15 protein-coding genes and 2 pseudogenes are annotated in these 17,101 nt (G+C 59.4%); 9 read left to right on the forward strand and 8 right to left on the reverse strand.

Annotated features, from left to right (window positions below; translation table 11 throughout):
• Positions 1–4: 4 nt before the first annotated feature.
• The 6 genes from P2T68_RS28705 to acs form a co-directional block, all read right to left on the reverse strand.
• Positions 5–769 carry an ATP-binding cassette domain-containing protein gene (locus P2T68_RS28705; protein ID WP_003214336.1) on the reverse strand — a complete coding sequence of 255 codons (765 nt, stop codon included), beginning with the start codon at positions 767–769 and terminating at the stop codon, positions 5–7.
• Between the two features lie 27 nt (positions 770–796).
• Positions 797–1,909 (reverse strand): succinylglutamate desuccinylase/aspartoacylase family protein, encoded by a 1,113-nt coding sequence (locus tag P2T68_RS28710; RefSeq protein ID WP_102624095.1) that lies wholly within the window; start codon positions 1,907–1,909, stop codon positions 797–799.
• 1 nt (position 1,910) lies between these two features.
• Positions 1,911–2,609 (reverse strand): ABC transporter permease, encoded by a 699-nt coding sequence (locus P2T68_RS28715; protein ID WP_024077012.1) that lies wholly within the window; start codon positions 2,607–2,609, stop codon positions 1,911–1,913.
• Positions 2,606–3,295 (reverse strand): ABC transporter permease, encoded by a 690-nt coding sequence (locus P2T68_RS28720; protein ID WP_024077013.1) that lies wholly within the window; start codon positions 3,293–3,295, stop codon positions 2,606–2,608. Before P2T68_RS28720 ends, P2T68_RS28715 begins: the two co-directional genes overlap by 4 nt.
• A 91-nt stretch (positions 3,296–3,386) precedes the next feature.
• Positions 3,387–4,172 (reverse strand): ABC transporter substrate-binding protein, encoded by a 786-nt coding sequence (locus P2T68_RS28725; protein WP_024077014.1) that lies wholly within the window; start codon positions 4,170–4,172, stop codon positions 3,387–3,389.
• Between the two features lie 649 nt (positions 4,173–4,821).
• Entirely contained in the window at positions 4,822–6,777 is a 1,956-nt protein-coding gene (acs, locus tag P2T68_RS28730) for an acetate--CoA ligase (RefSeq protein WP_024077015.1), read from the reverse strand.
• A gap of 395 nt (positions 6,778–7,172) precedes the next feature.
• Here acs and P2T68_RS28735 point away from each other — a divergent pair, with 395 nt between their 5' ends.
• The 4 genes and pseudogenes from P2T68_RS28735 (at position 7,173) to P2T68_RS28750 (ending at position 10,347) form a co-directional block, all read left to right on the forward strand.
• Positions 7,173–7,442: a DUF2790 domain-containing protein gene (locus P2T68_RS28735; RefSeq protein ID WP_069076866.1), complete on the forward strand. Its 270-nt coding sequence runs from the start codon at positions 7,173–7,175 to the stop codon at positions 7,440–7,442.
• A gap of 583 nt (positions 7,443–8,025) precedes the next feature.
• Complete coding sequence (locus P2T68_RS28740) at positions 8,026–9,276, forward strand: ribonucleotide-diphosphate reductase subunit beta (RefSeq protein ID WP_024077017.1); 1,251 nt, start codon at positions 8,026–8,028, stop codon at positions 9,274–9,276.
• A 95-nt stretch (positions 9,277–9,371) separates the two neighbouring features.
• Positions 9,372–9,626: pseudogene (locus tag P2T68_RS28745) on the forward strand (HNH endonuclease signature motif containing protein); the annotation flags it as partial.
• A gap of 73 nt (positions 9,627–9,699) precedes the next feature.
• Positions 9,700–10,347: an HAD-IB family hydrolase gene (locus P2T68_RS28750; protein ID WP_069076867.1), complete on the forward strand. Its 648-nt coding sequence runs from the start codon at positions 9,700–9,702 to the stop codon at positions 10,345–10,347.
• 116 nt (positions 10,348–10,463) lie between these two features.
• Here P2T68_RS28750 and P2T68_RS28755 read toward each other — a convergent pair whose 3' ends face one another.
• On the reverse strand, positions 10,464–11,423 hold the full coding sequence (locus P2T68_RS28755; RefSeq protein WP_069076868.1) for a LysR family transcriptional regulator: 960 nt from the start codon (positions 11,421–11,423) through the stop codon (positions 10,464–10,466).
• Between the two features lie 193 nt (positions 11,424–11,616).
• Here P2T68_RS28755 and argH point away from each other — a divergent pair, with 193 nt between their 5' ends.
• Positions 11,617–13,044: an argininosuccinate lyase gene (gene argH, locus P2T68_RS28760; protein WP_069076869.1), complete on the forward strand. Its 1,428-nt coding sequence runs from the start codon at positions 11,617–11,619 to the stop codon at positions 13,042–13,044.
• A gap of 12 nt (positions 13,045–13,056) precedes the next feature.
• Here argH and P2T68_RS28765 read toward each other — a convergent pair.
• Positions 13,057–13,143, reverse strand: a pseudogene (locus P2T68_RS28765) (outer membrane lipoprotein carrier protein LolA); the annotation flags it as partial.
• Between the two features lie 47 nt (positions 13,144–13,190).
• On the opposite strand from P2T68_RS28765, the gene P2T68_RS28770 reads away from it, so the two are divergent.
• The 4 genes from P2T68_RS28770 (at position 13,191) to P2T68_RS28790 (ending at position 17,044) form a co-directional block, all read left to right on the forward strand.
• The gene (locus P2T68_RS28770) at positions 13,191–14,069 is read left to right on the forward strand and encodes an amino acid ABC transporter permease (protein WP_024077022.1); all 879 of its coding nucleotides are present in this window, start codon (positions 13,191–13,193) and stop codon (positions 14,067–14,069) included.
• A 24-nt stretch (positions 14,070–14,093) separates the two neighbouring features.
• Complete coding sequence (locus P2T68_RS28775; protein WP_024077023.1) at positions 14,094–14,858, forward strand: amino acid ABC transporter ATP-binding protein; 765 nt, start codon at positions 14,094–14,096, stop codon at positions 14,856–14,858.
• Positions 14,859–14,883: 25 nt separating this feature from the next.
• Positions 14,884–15,705: an ABC transporter substrate-binding protein gene (locus P2T68_RS28780; protein ID WP_024077024.1), complete on the forward strand. Its 822-nt coding sequence runs from the start codon at positions 14,884–14,886 to the stop codon at positions 15,703–15,705.
• Between the two features lie 148 nt (positions 15,706–15,853).
• Positions 15,854–17,044, forward strand: a complete 1,191-nt coding sequence (locus P2T68_RS28790) for an MFS transporter (protein WP_069076871.1) — start codon at positions 15,854–15,856, stop codon at positions 17,042–17,044.
• Positions 17,045–17,101: the final 57 nt, after the last annotated feature.

A 17,101-nucleotide genomic window follows, 5' to 3' on the forward strand; every position in this document is an offset into this window, starting at 1 on the left:
TTGATTATTTCAAGCTGCCGGACAAGAACTGCTGCAACCGCTCGGACTGCGGGTTGACCAGTACTTCCCGCGGGTTGCCGCGCTCTTCCACGATGCCTTTGTGCAAGAACACCAATTGGTTCGACACTTCACGGGCAAAGCCCATTTCGTGGGTGACCACCACCATGGTGCGGCCTTCCTGGGCCAGGTCCTGCATCACCTTGAGCACTTCGCCCACCAGTTCCGGGTCCAGCGCCGAGGTGGGTTCGTCGAACAGCATCACCTCCGGCTCCATCGCCAGGGCACGGGCAATCGCCACGCGCTGCTGCTCACCGCCAGACATATGGCCAGGGAACGCATCCTTACGATGGCCCACGCCCACCTTGGCCAGGTAGTGCTCGGCCTTTTCGCGGGCGTCTTTTTTCGACATGCCCAGCACATGCACCGGGGCTTCCATCACATTTTCAAGCGCTGTCATGTGCGACCACAGGTTGAAATGCTGGAACACCATCGACAGGCGCGAACGCATGCGTTGCAGTTGCTTGGGGTCGGCGGCCTTCATGGCGCCGTCCTTGTTGGCCACCAGTTTCAGCTCTTCGTTATTGAGCAGGATCTTGCCGGCGTGGGGTTGCTCCAGCAGGTTGATGCAGCGCAAAAAGGTACTTTTGCCCGAACCACTGGAACCGATGATGCTGATCACATCACCGGCCGCGGCGGCCAGGGACACGCCTTTGAGCACTTCATGACTGCCATAGCGTTTATGCAGGTCTTGGACTTCAAGTTTGTACATGCGGTCGGTTCTCACAAAAACAGGTGGTCAGTCGTTGAGCAAGCGCCCGTGACGCAGCGCTTCGCGCCCCGCCACCTTGGCCAGCCAGAAACCCGCTTGGGCATAACGTAGCCGTTCAACGGCAAACAACACCCCCGAGGTGCCCGCGCAGATCGTGCTCACGCGGTCTTCCAGGGGATCAATCACTTCAAAAATCGGCTCGCCCTTCTCGATCCAGTCCCCGGCTTTACGCAGGTAACTGATCACCCCGGCGTGGGGCGCGAACAGCAATTCGGTGCCTTCGAAGGGCACGCCTTCGCACGGTTCGTGTTGCGGCGCCGGCCATTCGCCCTGGATCAGGCCTTGTTCGGCGAGAAACGCGAGGATGCCTTCGGCGTGGAAGATCGCCTCGTCACGCCCCGTGTCCGCCTGACCGCCCAACTCCAGGGTGGTCGCCAGGCAGGCCAGCGGGATCTGCGCCTCGGGGAAGGCACGAGACAAGCGCAACCACGGCAACGAGCAGGCTTCATCAAACGAGCTGCCACCGGAATCTTCCGCGAGCAAACCGACTTTCACATTCAAGTGCGCCGACAACGAACGCCACTGCGGCCAGTGCTGGGGCAGCGCGTACATGTGCAGCGCGGCTTCGGCGTCGCAGTGCAGGTCGAGGACGATGTCGGCGGTGCAGGCGTGGCCGAGCAGGATGCGCTGCATGCCTTGCAACTGGCTGCTCGGCTCAGGCAAGGCGTTGAGCGCATCGGTCATCGCCTGGCGAATCATGCGCACATTGGCGTGAGGATCATCCCCCAGCCTACCTGTGAGCAACTCCGCCACCGGCTCGCTCAACTCAACGAAATCGCGGTTGAAATTCTTGCCGCTGCCCACCTCGAAACGGCCCTGGTGGCTGCCTTGCAACAGTTGGCCCAAGCCCATCGGGTTGGCCACCGGCACCAGCTCGATCACGCCGTTCAAGGCGCCTTGCCGTTCCAATTCGGTGAGGCGTTTTTTCAGCTCCCAGGCCGCACGCATGCCGGGCAACTCATCGGCGTGCAGGCTGGCCTGGATATAGGCCTTGCGCTCGCCGCTGCCGAAACGGAATACGCTCAGTTGGCGCTCGCAGCCCAGGTGACCCCAGGGCAACAGGTGATCGATGCGTTCCATATCAGTGCTTCCGTGGAGCCAGGTAGCTCAGCCAGCGGCGCTCGGCCAACTTGAACAGGCGCACCAGGATAAAGGTCAGGCACAGGTAGAACGCGCCAGCGGTGATATAGGCTTCGAACGGCAGGTAGTACTGCGCGTTCACCGTGCGTGCGGCACCGGTGATGTCGATCAGGGTGACGATGGATGCCAGGCTGGTGGTCTGCAGCATCATGATCACTTCGTTGCTGTACTGCGGCAGTGCGCGGCGCAGGGCCGATGGCAACAGGATGCGGCGGTACAGCTTGTAGCGCGACATGCCCATGGCCTTGGCCGCTTCAATCTCGCCATTCGGGGTGGCCTTGAGGCTACCGGCAATGATTTCGGCCGTGTAGGCACTGGTGTTGATTGCAAAGGCCAGGCACGCGCAGAAGGTGGCGCTGGACAGCAGCGGCCACAGGAAGCTCTCGCGTACGGCTTCGAATTGGGCCAGCCCGTAGTAGATCAAGAACAGCTGCACCAGCATCGGCGTGCCGCGGATCACGTAGGTGTAGAGCCAGGCAATGCCGTTGACAATCGGCTGCTTGGACACACGCATCAAGCCCAGGGGCAAGGCGGCGAGCAGGCCGAAGAACAGCGACAAAGCCAGCAATTTCAGGGTGGTCACCAGGCCGCCGAGGTACAGCGGCATGGCCTCCCAGATGACGTTGTAGTCGAAGATCATAGATCAGCCGCCCTTACGCCTACCGAGTAGCGCTTCTCAAGATGACGCAAGGCCAGCAACGACACGCTGGTGATCACCAGGTACATCGCCGCCACTGCGAGGAAGAAGGTAAAAGGCTCGCGGGTGGCATCTGCCGCCTGCTTGGCCTTGAACATCATGTCTTGCAGGCCCACCACCGAAATCAGCGCGGTGGCCTTGGTGAGTACCAGCCAGTTGTTGGTAAACCCGGGGATCGCCAGCCGGATCATCTGCGGCACCATCACCCGGAAAAACACCTGGAAGCTGCTCATGCCATACGCAAGGCCGGCTTCGGCCTGGCCCTTGGGGATGGCCATGAAGGCGCCACGGAAGGTTTCCGAGAGGTAGGCGCCAAAGATGAAACCCAGGGTGCCGATACCGGCGGCCAAGGGGTTCAAGTCGATATAGTCGTCATAGCCGAGCAACGGCGCGACGCGGTTAAGCAAGTCCTGGCCGCCGTAGAAAATCAGCAGGATCAGCACCAGGTCGGGGATCCCGCGGATCACCGTGGAGTACAAGTCACCCAGCCAGGCCAACCAGCGCACCGGCGACAGGCGTAACGCGACCCCGATCAGACCCAGAACAATGGCCAAGGCCATGGACGACAAGGCGAGCTGAAGCGTCAACCATGCGCCATCGAGGATGACGGCCCCGTAGCCTTTCAACATGATTCAGGTCCTCGAAAAGGGGGATGAAAAAATGGCGCAAACCGCAGGAATTCTGTTGCTTGCGCCATTTCGGACAGACAGCTGCGATGAATTACTTGGCGTCAGCGCCGTAAATATCGAAGTCGAAGTACTTGTCCTGGATTTGCTTGTACTTGCCATTGGCGCGGATCGCGGCAATAGCGGCGTTGATGCGCTCCAGGTTTTCCTTGTCACCCTTGCGTACGGCAATACCTACGCCGTCGCCGAAGTATTTGACGTCGGTGAAGGCTGGGCCCACGAACGCGTAGCCTTTGCCGGCGTCAGTCTTCAGGAAGCCGTCCTGCAGCAGGGTCGCGTCGGCCACGGTACCGTCGAGGCGACCGGCAGCCACGTCCAGGTAGATTTCGTTCTGGGTGCCGTAAGGAACGATGGTGGCGCCTTTAGGCTCCAGGACTTCCTTGGCGAAACGGTCATGGATCGAACCGCGCTGCACACCGATCTTCTTGCCTTTGAGTTCAACCAGGCTGTCGCTGACCGCAGTGCCTTCCTTCAACACCAGGCGCGCTGGGGTCAGGTAGTAGCGGTTGGTGAAGTCCACGGACTTCTTGCGGTCTTCGGTGATGGACATGGACGACAGGATCGCGTCGATCTTGCGCACTTTCAGCGCCGGGATCAGGCCGTCGAACTCCTGCTCGACCCAGGTGCACTTGACCTTCATCTCTTCGCACAGGGCGTTGCCGATGTCGTAGTCAAAACCGACGATGCTGCCATCCGGCGCCTTCGAGGCAAACGGAGGGTAAGCCGCTTCGATACCAATTTTCAGAGGCTTGCCTTCAGCGAAAGCCTGCATGGACAGCACGGACAGCGCCAGGGCGCCCAACAGCACGAGTTTCTTCATCTTGGGACTCCATCGGTATAGGGCAAAACAGCAGTATGAGCCATGGCCCACGATGCGACTGAGTGAAACCGAATAGCGGTGCTGCGTCCTACGCGGGCTACACCTGCGACGACGAGCGAGTGATCGGCATTCTAACGACAGGCCGGAAGCCGATATTTCCTCAATGCGACAACAATTTACAGAAGCACCGAGAAAGCGGTTCCAGCACATTGACAGCCTCTGAATTTTATGCAGAGGCAAAAGACATTAAACCTATTGATACTGCAAATTGCGGGCCTATTATTCGCAAACCCTTCTGGCACGGCAAGTCTGGCGTTTAATCTTATTTCTGGGGGTGTCTAAAACGCGGTTTTTCAGGGCATGAGCGTAGCCCTTTGCCTCATGTTCGAGCATAGGGTTACACATTTAGAGGTGACAGTAACATTCAGAAACGTCCTACCAGGGAAACCGATATTTATTTGACTGGTGGAGATCCAAATGTGGGAGGGGGCTTGCTCCCGATAGCGGTAGTCAGTCACTTATTTGTGAGCTGACCCGGCGCTATCGGGGCAAGCCCCCTCCCACATGGGATCCTCAGTGGTTTTGAGAGACCACAAAAAAAGCCCCACTCGGCATACACCGAATGGGGCTCTTTCCCACCTACCCCGCGTTACGCGGCGTTCATGGTCTTGTGCGTCTCGATCAAATGCGCCACCACACTCGGATCAGCCAAGGTGGAAATATCCCCCAGCCCGTCGTACTCGGCCGTGGCGATCTTGCGCAGGATACGCCGCATGATCTTGCCCGAGCGCGTCTTCGGCAAGCCCGGTGCCCACTGGATCACATCCGGCGAAGCGATCGGGCCGATTTCCTTGCGGACCCAGTTCTTCAGCTCCAGACGCAGCGCTTCGTTCGGCTCTTCGCCGTTTTTCAGCGTGACGTAGACATAGATGCCCTGGCCCTTGATGTCGTGCGGCACACCCACCACCGCCGCTTCCGCGACTTTCGGGTGGGCAACCATGGCACTTTCGATCTCGGCGGTGCCCATGCGGTGGCCAGACACGTTCAACACGTCATCCACACGGCCGGTGATCCACCAGTAACCATCTTCATCGCGACGGGCACCGTCACCCGTGAAGTACATGCCACGGAAGGTCTTGAAGTACGTGTCGACGAAACGGTCATGGTCGCCGTACAGGGTACGGGCCTGGCCTGGCCACGAGTCGAGAATCACCAGGTTGCCTTCGGCAGGACCTTCGATGATGTTGCCCAGGTTGTCCACCAAGGCCGGTACCACGCCGAAGAACGGCCGTGCCGCCGAACCCGGCTTGAGCGCATGGGCGCCTGGCAGCGGGCTCATCAGGGTGGCGCCGGTTTCGGTCTGCCACCAGGTATCGACGATCGGGCAACGGGATTGACCCACGTTCTTGTAGTACCAGTCCCACGCTTCCGGGTTAATCGGCTCACCCACCGAACCGAGCAGGCGCAGGCTGCTGCCATCGGCGCCTTCGCAGGCGGCGGTGCCGGAGGCCATCATTGCGCGGATCGCGGTCGGTGCGGTGTAGAGGATATTGACCTTGTGCTTGTCGACGATCTTCGCCACCCGGGTGATATCCGGGTAGTTCGGCACGCCTTCGAACAGCAGCGTGGTCGCGCCATTGGCCAACGGGCCGTAGACGATATAGGTGTGGCCAGTGACCCAGCCGACGTCGGCGGTGCACCAGAAGATTTCGCCTGGGCGATAGTCGAACACGCGCTCGTGGGTCAGGGCCGCGTACAACAGGTAGCCGCCGGTGGTGTGCTGCACGCCTTTAGGCTTGCCGGTGGAGCCGGAGGTATAAAGGATGAACAGCGCTTCTTCGGCGCCCATCTCTTTTGGCGCGCACACGGTGCCCGCAACTTTCATCAGGTCTTCGTACCAGATGTCGCGATGCTGGTTCCACTTGATGCTGCCATTGGTGCGCTTGCACACAATGACTTTCTGGATGCTGCTGGTTTCCGGGTTGGTCAGCGCGTCGTCGACGTTGGCCTTCAGCGGAATTTTCTTACCGGCGCGGATACCTTCGTCAGCAGTGATCACCACTTTCGACTTACAGTCGATGATGCGACCGGCCAGGGCCTCCGGTGAGAAGCCGCCAAATACCACCGAGTGGATCGCCCCGATGCGGGCACAAGCCAGCATGGCGACCACCGCTTCAGGGATCATTGGCATATAGATAGTCACCACGTCGCCGCGGTGCACATCCTGGCCACGCAGGGCGTTGGCGAACTTGCAGACTTCTTCATGCAGCTCGCGATAGGTGATGGTGCGGCTCTCGGCAGGGTCATCGCCCTCCCAGATGATCGCTGCCTGGTCGCCACGCTCGGCGAGGTGACGGTCCAGGCAGTTGTAGGAAACGTTCAGGGTGCCATCAGCGAACCACTTGATGTCGACATGGTGATCGTCAAAAGAGGTCTGCTTCACCGCGGTGAAAGGCTTGACCCAGTCAAGGCGCTTGGCTTGCTCACGCCAGAAACCATCGGGGTTGACCACCGACTGCTGGTACATGGCCTTGTAGGTCGCCTCGTCGGTCAGCGTGTTGGCGACTGTTTCGGGGCGAACGGGGTACAGGGAAGCCGCACTCATCTTTCTTACCTCGGTGACATAGTTGTTGTTGTATGGCCCAGTTGTAGCCGGGGTGGGCCTATAGAACCATTCGACGATGGTAGTAACAAGACCCTACAAATTGCCCTGCTATCCCTCTACGGGCCTCTGGCCCGCGGCCTGCGTGGCTTGGCTGCCTGATGAAAAAACCTTTACCACGGGATTGTTACAAAAACCGCCAATAGTGTTTATCAAAAGCACGGGTATATGAATATAACCTGCGGGCCTAAAATCAACTCCGCCAACAAGGCACTGTGATTAACAACGTAACAGCCCCCACGAAGGCACGTTAATCCGAACTTACCAACCCTAAGTTACACACGTGGCCTCACAAAGGCCCCGTGACCCCTTTCGCCCTGAAGAAGGTAAATAGAGAAATGAAAGCTTTATTAGTTATGGCCCTCAGCAGCTTGTGCGCCACCGCCGCCCTGGCCGATGAGGCCCCGACTGAGCTGGCCGGCCAGAAAGCCCCGATTGTCGAGGACTACACCTACAGCACCAAACTGGACGTGGCCAAAGTATTGTCCATGAGCACCATTCCAGAAGTTTGCGAAGTGGTACCGGTAAAAATGGAATATGAAGATTCCCAAGGTCAGCGCCACATTCTTAATTACAAGGTTATGGGCAATGGTTGCTCTAACGGATAAACACTTCGTTAGTTCAATTTGAACTTGATCTTGTTTGCCGCAAGAAATCGTTCTTGCGGCCAAGAACCGGCCTTTGACCCCCCGCAGACCAAATGTGGGAGGGGGCTTACCCCCGATAGCGTCAGCCGACGCACCTCTATTACGCTATTACCCCCTACGCCCCGCCCCCCCTGCATCCGCCCCGCAAAAAGCCACTCATCGCCCCTCAAAAAAAACCAACCCCAGCAAAGCCTTGCAAACACACGCTTTGGCCGAAAACCACGCCATTGCGGCCCTCCTCCGAGACCATCCGCCGCAACACAAAGTCGAATTTTTCCCTATAATGCGCGGGTAAATCGGGCCTGCAATATCCCTTTACACTGGGATGAAGAGCCAGACCTGAGCCTGCGCTGGAGCATGCACCTGTCGCTCCGCCTCTCAAGCCTCACGCAGAGCACCCGTGACCCTATTCCGTTTAATGCCTGCGCCAGCGGTTGCAACAAACGATTCCTTAAGATCCACCGCGGCCCGAGGGTCGTGTGAACACCCAACCATCCGGTTTCACACGGGCACCTTTGAGCCCTCACGCAGGAGACGACACGTCATGCTGAGCTGGGACGAATTCGACAAAGAAGAAGACGGCGAAGTAGCCACCAAAGGCGCCAACGCCGGCCACGCCACCGAAGCCAACATGGACCGCCTCGACGGTGCCGGCGCCGCTGCCGCCATCGAAGCCCGCGCCGTCACCGCCAGTGACTCCGCCGCCATCGTGCGCGCCAAGGCGGCCCTGGACAAACTCGACGTCGCCGAAGGCCTCGCCGAACTCGAAGGCGCTTCCGCCCGCGTCGCCGTTGACGAAAAACGCATGATCAACTGCCGCGCCGACCTCAACCAACTCGTGCCCTTCAAGTACGACTGGGCCTGGCAGAAGTACCTCGACGGCTGCGCCAACCACTGGATGCCGCAAGAGGTCAACATGACCGCCGACATCGCCCTGTGGAAAAACCCCGAAGGCCTGACCGACGACGAGCGCCGCATCGTCATGCGCAACCTGGGCTTCTTCTCCACCGCCGACTCCCTGGTTGCGAACAACCTGGTCCTGGCCGTGTACCGCCTGATCACCAACCCGGAGTGCCGCCAGTACATCCTGCGCCAGGCCTTCGAAGAAGCGATCCACACCCACGCCTACCAGTACTGCATCGAATCGTTGGCCATGGATGAAGGCGAGATCTTCAACATGTACCACGAGATCCCATCGGTGGCGAAAAAAGCCGCCTGGGGCCTGAAGTACACCCGTTCGATCTCCGATCCGAAGTTCGAAACCGGCACCGTCGACACCGACAAGGAACTGCTGCGCAACCTGGTCGCCTACTACTGCGTGCTGGAAGGCATCTTCTTCTACTGCGGCTTCACCCAGATCCTGTCCATGGGCCGCCGCAACAAAATGACCGGCGTCGCCGAGCAGTTCCAATACATCCTGCGCGACGAGTCGATGCACCTGAACTTCGGTATCGATGTGATCAACCAGATCAAAATCGAAAACCCACATTTGTGGGATGCCGAGATGAAGGAAGAAGCGACCCAGATGATCCTGCAAGGGACGCAGCTGGAGATCGAATATGCGCGCGATACCATGCCGCGCGGTGTGCTGGGTATGAACGCGGCGATGATGGAGGATTACCTCAAGTTCATCGCTAACCGTCGCCTGTCGCAGATTGGTTTGAAGGAAGAGTATCCAGGGACGACGAATCCGTTCCCGTGGATGAGCGAGATTATGGATTTGAAGAAAGAGAAGAACTTCTTTGAGACCCGGGTGATTGAGTATCAGACGGGTGGTGCGTTGAGCTGGGATTGATTCCTTAACACAGCAACACCAAGAAGCCCTGACTTGTTCGGGGCTTTTTTATGCGAGTTCACTGACGCGGAGCTTGCAGCTGCGGTCGAGCCCTAAAAGTCCGCGCCTGGGTACTGAAAGAAGCCAAGGGCATCTGCGAAGGCTGCGGCTCTAACGCGCCGTTCGAGGTCGACGGCTTGCCATTTCTTGAAGTACATCACGTCAAGCACCTCGCCCAGAAGGGTTCGGATCGCATCACCAATGCTGTAGCCTTGTGCCCCAATTGCCATCAGCGTTGTCACCGGTCGACTGACCGGGAGGCTTTCACCGAGGGGCTTTACGCCAAGGTCGGAAGATTGGCACGGGAGTAAACTCCTGCTGTCACACCTGATGCACACTCAAAAAAATACTAGATAGGACCGAGGCCAACCCGTGAACCCAGACATGCTCGAAGCCGGCCCCGCTGACGCCAAAGTACTTTCCGTCTTTGACTTCGACGGCACCCTGACCCACCACGACAGTTTCGTGCCCTTCCTCAAGTTTGCCTTTGGCCCTGGCGAGTTTTATGGCCGGATGGTCAAGCTGGCGGTGCCTGGGCTGCGTTTTTTGGTGCGGCAGATCAGCCGGGATGAGTTGAAGGCGCAGTTGATCCGCACCTTTATGACCGGGGTGGAGAAGGCGTGGGTGCAGCAGAAGGCCGAGGAGTATTGCCAACGCAATTGGGCGCGGTTGATGCGCCCGGCGGGGGTGTTGTCGGTGGAGCATGAGTTGGGCTCCGGGGCGGAGGTCACGTTGTGTTCAGCGTCGCCGGCGTTGGTGCTGCAGCCGTTTGCGAATCGGCTGGGGATCAAGTTGATCGGGACTGAGCTTGAGGTGGTCGACGGGGTGTTGACCGGCAAGCTCACCGGGAATAATTGCCGCTGTGAGAATAAGGTGCTGCGGCTCGAGGCGGTGTATGGGGACCTGGGGGAGTATCGGCTGCGGGCCTGGGGCGATACACGCGGGGATCGGGAGCTGCTGGCGGCGGCGCAGGATGCGCATTTTCGGCATTTTCATGCGAAGAAGAAAAAGCGGGCTCGGTTGCAGCGGTGATGCGGGTAATGGGGATCGGCTGGAACACCGAGTCGATGCCATCGGTGCCTCGCTAAAGCTCGAGACCTCCCACATTTGATTTCTGTGATCCGGTAGATCGGCGTTTGTCGTGAACGTTATGTCGTCGCTTTGAGGTCTACGCCCAGGGCGGTGGCAAAGGCTTTTACCAGCGGACTTCTTGGCGCGTTGTGGCGCAGGATCAGGTTGAAGACGGTGCTCAGGTGCACGTGTTCCGGGCACAGTGCGCGTAGGCGCCCTTCCCTTACCAATGGCGCGGCGTAGTGTTCCGGCAGGAAGCCGAGGAAACGACCGGTGAGGATCAGGATAGCGACGGCTTCGACTTGCGAGGCCGAGGCGGACTGGCTGTCGTAATTGACGAAGGTGGCCTTGTCGCGATGGATCGCATACCGATGGTTGACCACTTCATATTGGCGCAGCACCTCGGGCGTAATGTCGTTCGCGGTGAAGAGCGGATGTCCTACGGCACAGTAGGCGTGGGCCTTTTCTTCGTAGAGCGGGAAGTAGTCGAACTCTTCGCGGCGCTGGTACACGGGGACGATGCCGACAATCAAGCGCCCTTCCACCACACCGCGTTCAACTTCGTCCAATTGCGAGGCATGCAGGCGTAATCTTATTTTTGGTGATTGGCTATGTAAGTTGCCAAGCGCGGCAATCAGCGGTGAATTAACGTCGGAGACAGTGTTATCAATAACGCCCACACTAAGGTCGCCGATGAGTTCATTTTGCGCCGAACTAAGCTTGTCTCTGAAACTGTCTACCGAGGTAAATAACTCGATGGACGCTTGATACACCAACTTGCCTTCTTCGGTCAGCCCGAAGCCTTCTCGGCCCCGTGTGCACAGGCGCATGCCGATGCGGATTTCCAAGTCGGAGATCTGTTTGCTGATGGCCGCCAGGCCCACGTTCAGCTCGTTTTGCGCAGCGCTGAAGCCGCCAGCTTCGACCACGGCCATAAATACCCGCAGCAGTTTGAAATCCAAACCACTGAGTTGCAGGGGCGGTCTTGTGCCGGGTTTTGGCGGTAGGTTTCCAGAAGTGGAAAGTGGAGTTTCCATAATACGCGTTGACCTCAAGTGCCATATTCAACAGGCTTCAACCCAATCCTTGAACATAGCCAGGCGGCGATAATGAACATAAACATCCGCCCTTGGCAACCTTGAATACGGCGCGTCAGACGCCGGTTCAGTTTAGTTGAAAACCTTTTTTTACTGCCTCCGACTCTTCTAAAAACAAGCGTGAGGAATACCCATGTCCCAGCCCACCGACCGCCTTTGGGGCGCTCGTTTCAAGACCGGTCCGTCTGCTGCGTTGGCCGCATTGTCCCGTTGCCCTGAGCGCTATTTTCGCCTGACGCCCTACGACCTGGCCGGCTCCCGTGCCCATGCCCGTGAGTTGCAGCGCGCCGGTCTGCTGGATGAATCGGAGACCTTGCGCACCCTCGAGGCCCTGGACCGCATCGGTGAAGACTTCGCCGCCGGCCGCCTGCATCCCACCCTGGATGACGAGGACGTACACACCTTTATCGAACGCGTCTTGACCGAACGCCTGGGCGCATTGGGCGGCAAGCTGCGCGCCGGGCGTTCGCGTAATGATCAAACCGCCAACGATCTGCGCCTTTTCCTACGCGACCATGCGCGCACCATCACCACCGAGGTGTTGGGTCTGCAGCAGGCGTTGGTGGAACAGGCTGAGCAGCATGTCGAGAGCATCTGCCCAGGCTTTACCCATTTGCAGCAGGCGCAACCCATCGTGTTCGCCCATCACTTGCTGGCCCACGCGCAGTCGATGTTGCGCGATGTCCAGCGCCTGGTGGATTGGGATGCGCGTACGGCGTTGTCACCGTTGGGTGCGGCGGCGATGGCCGGCTCGGCGATTGCGCGACAGCCGGAACATTCAGCCAAGGAAATGGGCTACACCGGGCCGTGCGAAAACTCGATCGATGCCGTCGCCAGTCGCGACCATGTGGCGGAGTTCCTGTTTGTGGCGGGCATGCTCGGAGTGAATATTTCGCGGCTGTCGGAGGAGTTTTGCCTGTGGTCGTCGCGCCAGTTTCGTTGGGTGGTATTGGACGATGCCTACGCCACCGGCAGTTCGATCATGCCGCAGAAAAAGAACCCGGACATTGCTGAATTGGCCCGGGGCAAGGCTGGGCGGTTGATCGGCAACCTGACCGGGCTGATGTCGACGCTCAAATCCTTGCCGCTGTCGTACAACCGCGATTTGAGCGAGGACAAACACAGCGTGTTGGACAGTGTGGACACCTTGTTGCTGGTACTGCCGGCGATGGCCGGGATGGTCGCGACCATGAAGGTCCAGGTGGAGGAGCTGCGGCGCCAGGCACCGATGGGCTTTACCTTGGCGACGGAAGTGGCGGATTGGTTGGCCACCCGTGGCGTGCCGTTCAAGGAGGCCCATGAGATTACCGGCGCCTTGGTGCAGGCCTGCGAGAAGCATGAGATTGAGTTGTGGGAAGCCTCGCCGGCAATGCTGGCGGAGGTGGATGCGCGGTTGACGCCAGAGGTGCGCGATTGCCTGACCCTGGAAGCGGCGATTGCGGCACGCAGTGGATGGGGTGGGACGGCGCCAGAGCGGGTGCGGGAGCAGATTGGGCGGTTGAAAACGGCATTGGCTGCTCAGCAGCAATGGGCCGACACCTACACCGGTTTCAGAATTTGAACACCTTCACCTTGTAGGAGCGAGCTCGCTCACGAAGAACCCAGGAACACCGCGGGGCATCAGGTTTCCCGCGTTATCGTTGACGATCTTCGCGAGCAAGCTGGCTCCTACAGTGGAAGGCTGTGTACAGCATTTGGAGTAGAACCATGAACCAAACCCCGGCCGAGCGCTTGGAAGCTGAGCGTAAGTTGTCCGAGAACCAGTTCGATATCACGCAGTATGAGCACGTACCACGTCGCTATTACGGGCGGATGTTTTTTGCCACCTTGATCGTGATCGTGTTGGCCGCGCTGTTGCGCGCGTTTGCCAATGGCCAAATCGAATGGTCCTACATCGGTCAGTTCCTCACGTCTGAGGCCATCATTTGGGGCCTGGTGAATACCATCGTCATGTCGATCCTGGCGATGGCGCTGGGCGTGGTGATCGGGGTGATCACGGCGATCATGCGCATGTCGGCCAACCCGATCCTGCGTTACGTGGCCATCACCTACACCTGGCTGTTCCGCGGTACACCGCTGATTTTGCAGTTGCTGCTGTGGTTCAACCTGGCGTTGATCTTCCCGGTGATCGCGATCCCCGGCCTGTTCAGCATCGACACCGTCGACCTGATGACGCCATTCGTGGCCGCCCTGCTCGGCTTGAGCATCAACCAGGGCGCCTACACCGCCGAGGTGGTGCGCGCCGGCCTGCTGTCGGTGGATACCGGCCAGTACGAAGCGGCCAAGTCTATCGGCATGCCGAGCCTGCAGGCGCTGCGCAGGATCATTCTGCCGCAGGCCATGCGGGTGATCATTCCACCGGTAGGCAACGAGTTCATCAGCATGGTGAAAATGACCAGCCTGGCCAGCGTGATCCAGTACTCGGAGCTGCTGCACAACGCGCAAAACATCTACTACGCCAACGCCCGGGTCATGGAGCTGCTGATCGTCGCCGGCATCTGGTACCTGGCGGTGGTGACTGTTCTTTCATTTGGTCAAAGCCGCCTCGAGCGTCGTTTTGCCCGCGGCGCCGGCAAGCGTTCGTAAGTCTGGGTTGAGGAGATTTGCCCCATGAGAAGCATCGTCAAGGCCGTCAACCTGAACAAGTATTACGACCAGTATCACGCGTTGCGCGACATCAATATCGAGGTCGAGCAAGGCGAAGTCATGTGCATCATCGGCCCGTCGGGCTCGGGTAAAAGCACCCTGCTGCGCTGCGTCAACCAGCTGGAAAAAATCGACAAGGGCGGCCTGTGGGTCGACGGCGAACTGGTGGGTTACCGCGTGGTCGGCAACAAGCTGCATGAGATGAATGAAGTGCAGATCGCGCGCCAACGCCTGGCCACCGGCATGGTGTTCCAGCGCTTCAATTTGTTCCCGCACATGACCGTGTTGCAGAACATCGTCGAAGGCCCGTGCCAGGTGCTCAAGCGCTCGCCCAAGGAAGCCACGGAGGACGCCCTGGAGTTGCTCGCCCGCGTTGGCCTGGCGGACAAGCGCAATGCCTACCCGGTGGAATTGTCCGGTGGGCAACAGCAGCGTGTGGCGATTGCCCGCGCGTTGGCGATGCGCCCCAAGTTGATGTTGTTTGACGAACCCACCTCAGCCCTCGACCCGGAGCTGGTAGGAGAAGTGCTGTCGGTGATGCGCGATTTGGCCACCACCGGCATGACCATGATCGTGGTCACCCATGAGTTGGGCTTCGCCCGCGAAGTGTCCAACCGCATGGTGTTTATGGATGCAGGCCAGATTGTGGAAGCCGGCAGCCCTGAAGAAATTCTAATAAGCCCACAAAACCCGCGTACCCAAAGCTTTATTTCTGCCGTTCGCACTTAACTAAAAAACTAACGAGAACGCCCCCATGAAAAAATTGTTCATCCCAACGTTGCTCGCAGGCCTAATGGCCTCCACCGGTGTATTGGCGGCATTGCCGGCGGCAATCAAGGACAAGGGTGAGATCAGCGCGGCCATCGTGCCGAACTACCCGCCGATGGATTTCAAGGACCCGGCCACCAATAAGCTCACCGGCTTCGACTTCGACCTGGGCAACGCCCTGGCCGAGCGCCTGGGTGTGAAGATCAAGTGGCAGGAAACCGGCTTCGAGCAAATGCTCAGCGGCTTGACCACCAAGCGCGTGGACATCGTGCTGTCGGGCATGAGCGACACCGCCGAGCGCCAGAAATCCGTGACCTTCATCGACTACTTCACCAGCGGCCCGCAGCTGTACACCCTGGCCAAGCGTGAAGAGATCAAGGAACTGACCGACCTGTGCGGTAAAAAAGTCGGCACCAGCCGCCGCACCACCTGGCCGTCGGAAATTGCCGCGTGGAGCAAGGAAAACTGCGAAGCCGCGGGTAAACCCGCCATCGTGGTGATCGGCACTGAAGGCTCGGCGGATGCGCGGGCGCAGTTGCAGCAGAACCGCCTGGACGCGGCGATGCAGGGCAGCGAGACGATTCCTTATTTGATGTCGTTGGACAAGGGCAAGTACAAGCCGGTGGGCCTGGCGATTTCCAAGCAGTTCACCGGGCTGGGGATCGAGAAGAGCAACACCGGGCTGGTCACGGCGATCAGTGAGGCGTTGCAGGGCATGATCGATGACGGGACCTACGGCAAGATCCTGAAGAAGTGGGATCTGGAACAGGGTGCGGTCGAGAAGATCAGCATCAACGCCGGCCAGTAACCCGTCCCCACTGTAGGAGCGAGCTTGCTCGCGAAAAACCCGAGAGCACCGCGGGCAATCAGAAAGCCCGCGCTATCGTTGACGATCTTCGCGAGCAAGCTCGCTCCTACAGAACACCAAGGCACCTGACAAGGACATCCGCCCCACCGTGGCCACCTACTCCCTGGTAATCCGCCGCCTGATGATTTGCTCGGTGACCATCGTGGTCAGCCGCGCCATGACCAGCCCACTGCTGGCGCTGCTGCTGAGCACGCGCCTGGGCCTCAACCAGCAGGACATCGGCCTGCTGATGGGCATCGCGGTGTTTATCGCCACACTGCTGGGCCTGTATGGCGGCTATATCATCGACCGCCTGGAAAAGCGCAAGCTGCTGATCCTGGCCATGCTCTCCAGCGCCATCGGCTTTCTGTTACTGACGTTTGCCAGCAACCTCTACCTCACCACCCTGACCCTGGTCATCACCGAAGCAGCGTCAGCGCTGTTCCTGATCGGCTCCAAAGCCATCATCAGCGAGAACCTGCCGGTGGGCGATCGCGCCAAGGTGTTTTCCCTGCGCTATACCCTGACCAATGTCGGCTACGCCACCGGCCCGATGGTCGGCGTGGTGATTGCCGGCCACATGCAACTGGCGCCCTTCCTGATCGCCAGCGCGATTGCCTTTGGTAGCGTGTTCCTGATGATCGGTATCCCGCCGACGCAACGGGATGACAGCCACAGACCCTTGAGTTTTCTCAGTACCCTGCGCACCTTGCGCAGCGACCGCACGTTGATTCTGTTCACCAGCGGCAGCCTGCTGAGCACCATTGTCCACGGGCGCTATACGTTGTATCTGTCGCAGTTTCTGCTGGTGGCCTACAAGCCGGCCGAGGCGCTGAAGATTCTGTCGGCGGTGCTGGCGTGTAACGCCATGACCGTCATCGCGATGCAGTACCAGATCGGGCGGTTTCTCAAGCGTGAGCAATTGCGCTACTGGATCGTGCTGGGCACTTTGCTGTTCATGCTTGGGTTGATCGGCTTCAGCCTGGCCGACAGCTTGCTCACCTGGTGCCTGGCGATGTTTGTGTTCACCCTGGGCGAGATGATCATCTACCCGTCCGAGTTCCTGTTTATCGACACCATCGCCCCGGATGCCCTGCGCGGCAGTTACTACGGGGCACAGAACCTGGCCGCGTTTGGCGGGGCGATGAGCCCGGTGATTTGCGGGTATTTGCTGATCAACGCGGCGCCCACCAGCATGTTTTATGCCCTGGGCGCACTCACTGCCCTCGGCGGCACACTGTGCTTCCTGAGCGGACGCCGCGTGGCGGCTAGCCCCCCTTCGGCCAGCCCGCACATTTGATCGCTGCCACGGCTGATATTTGCGTAATATCCGGTTATCCCTCTCACGGACCCGAGC

This window comes from Pseudomonas sp. G11, from assembly GCF_029457515.1.
Classification (GTDB): Bacteria; Pseudomonadota; Gammaproteobacteria; order Pseudomonadales; family Pseudomonadaceae; genus Aquipseudomonas; species Aquipseudomonas gorinensis.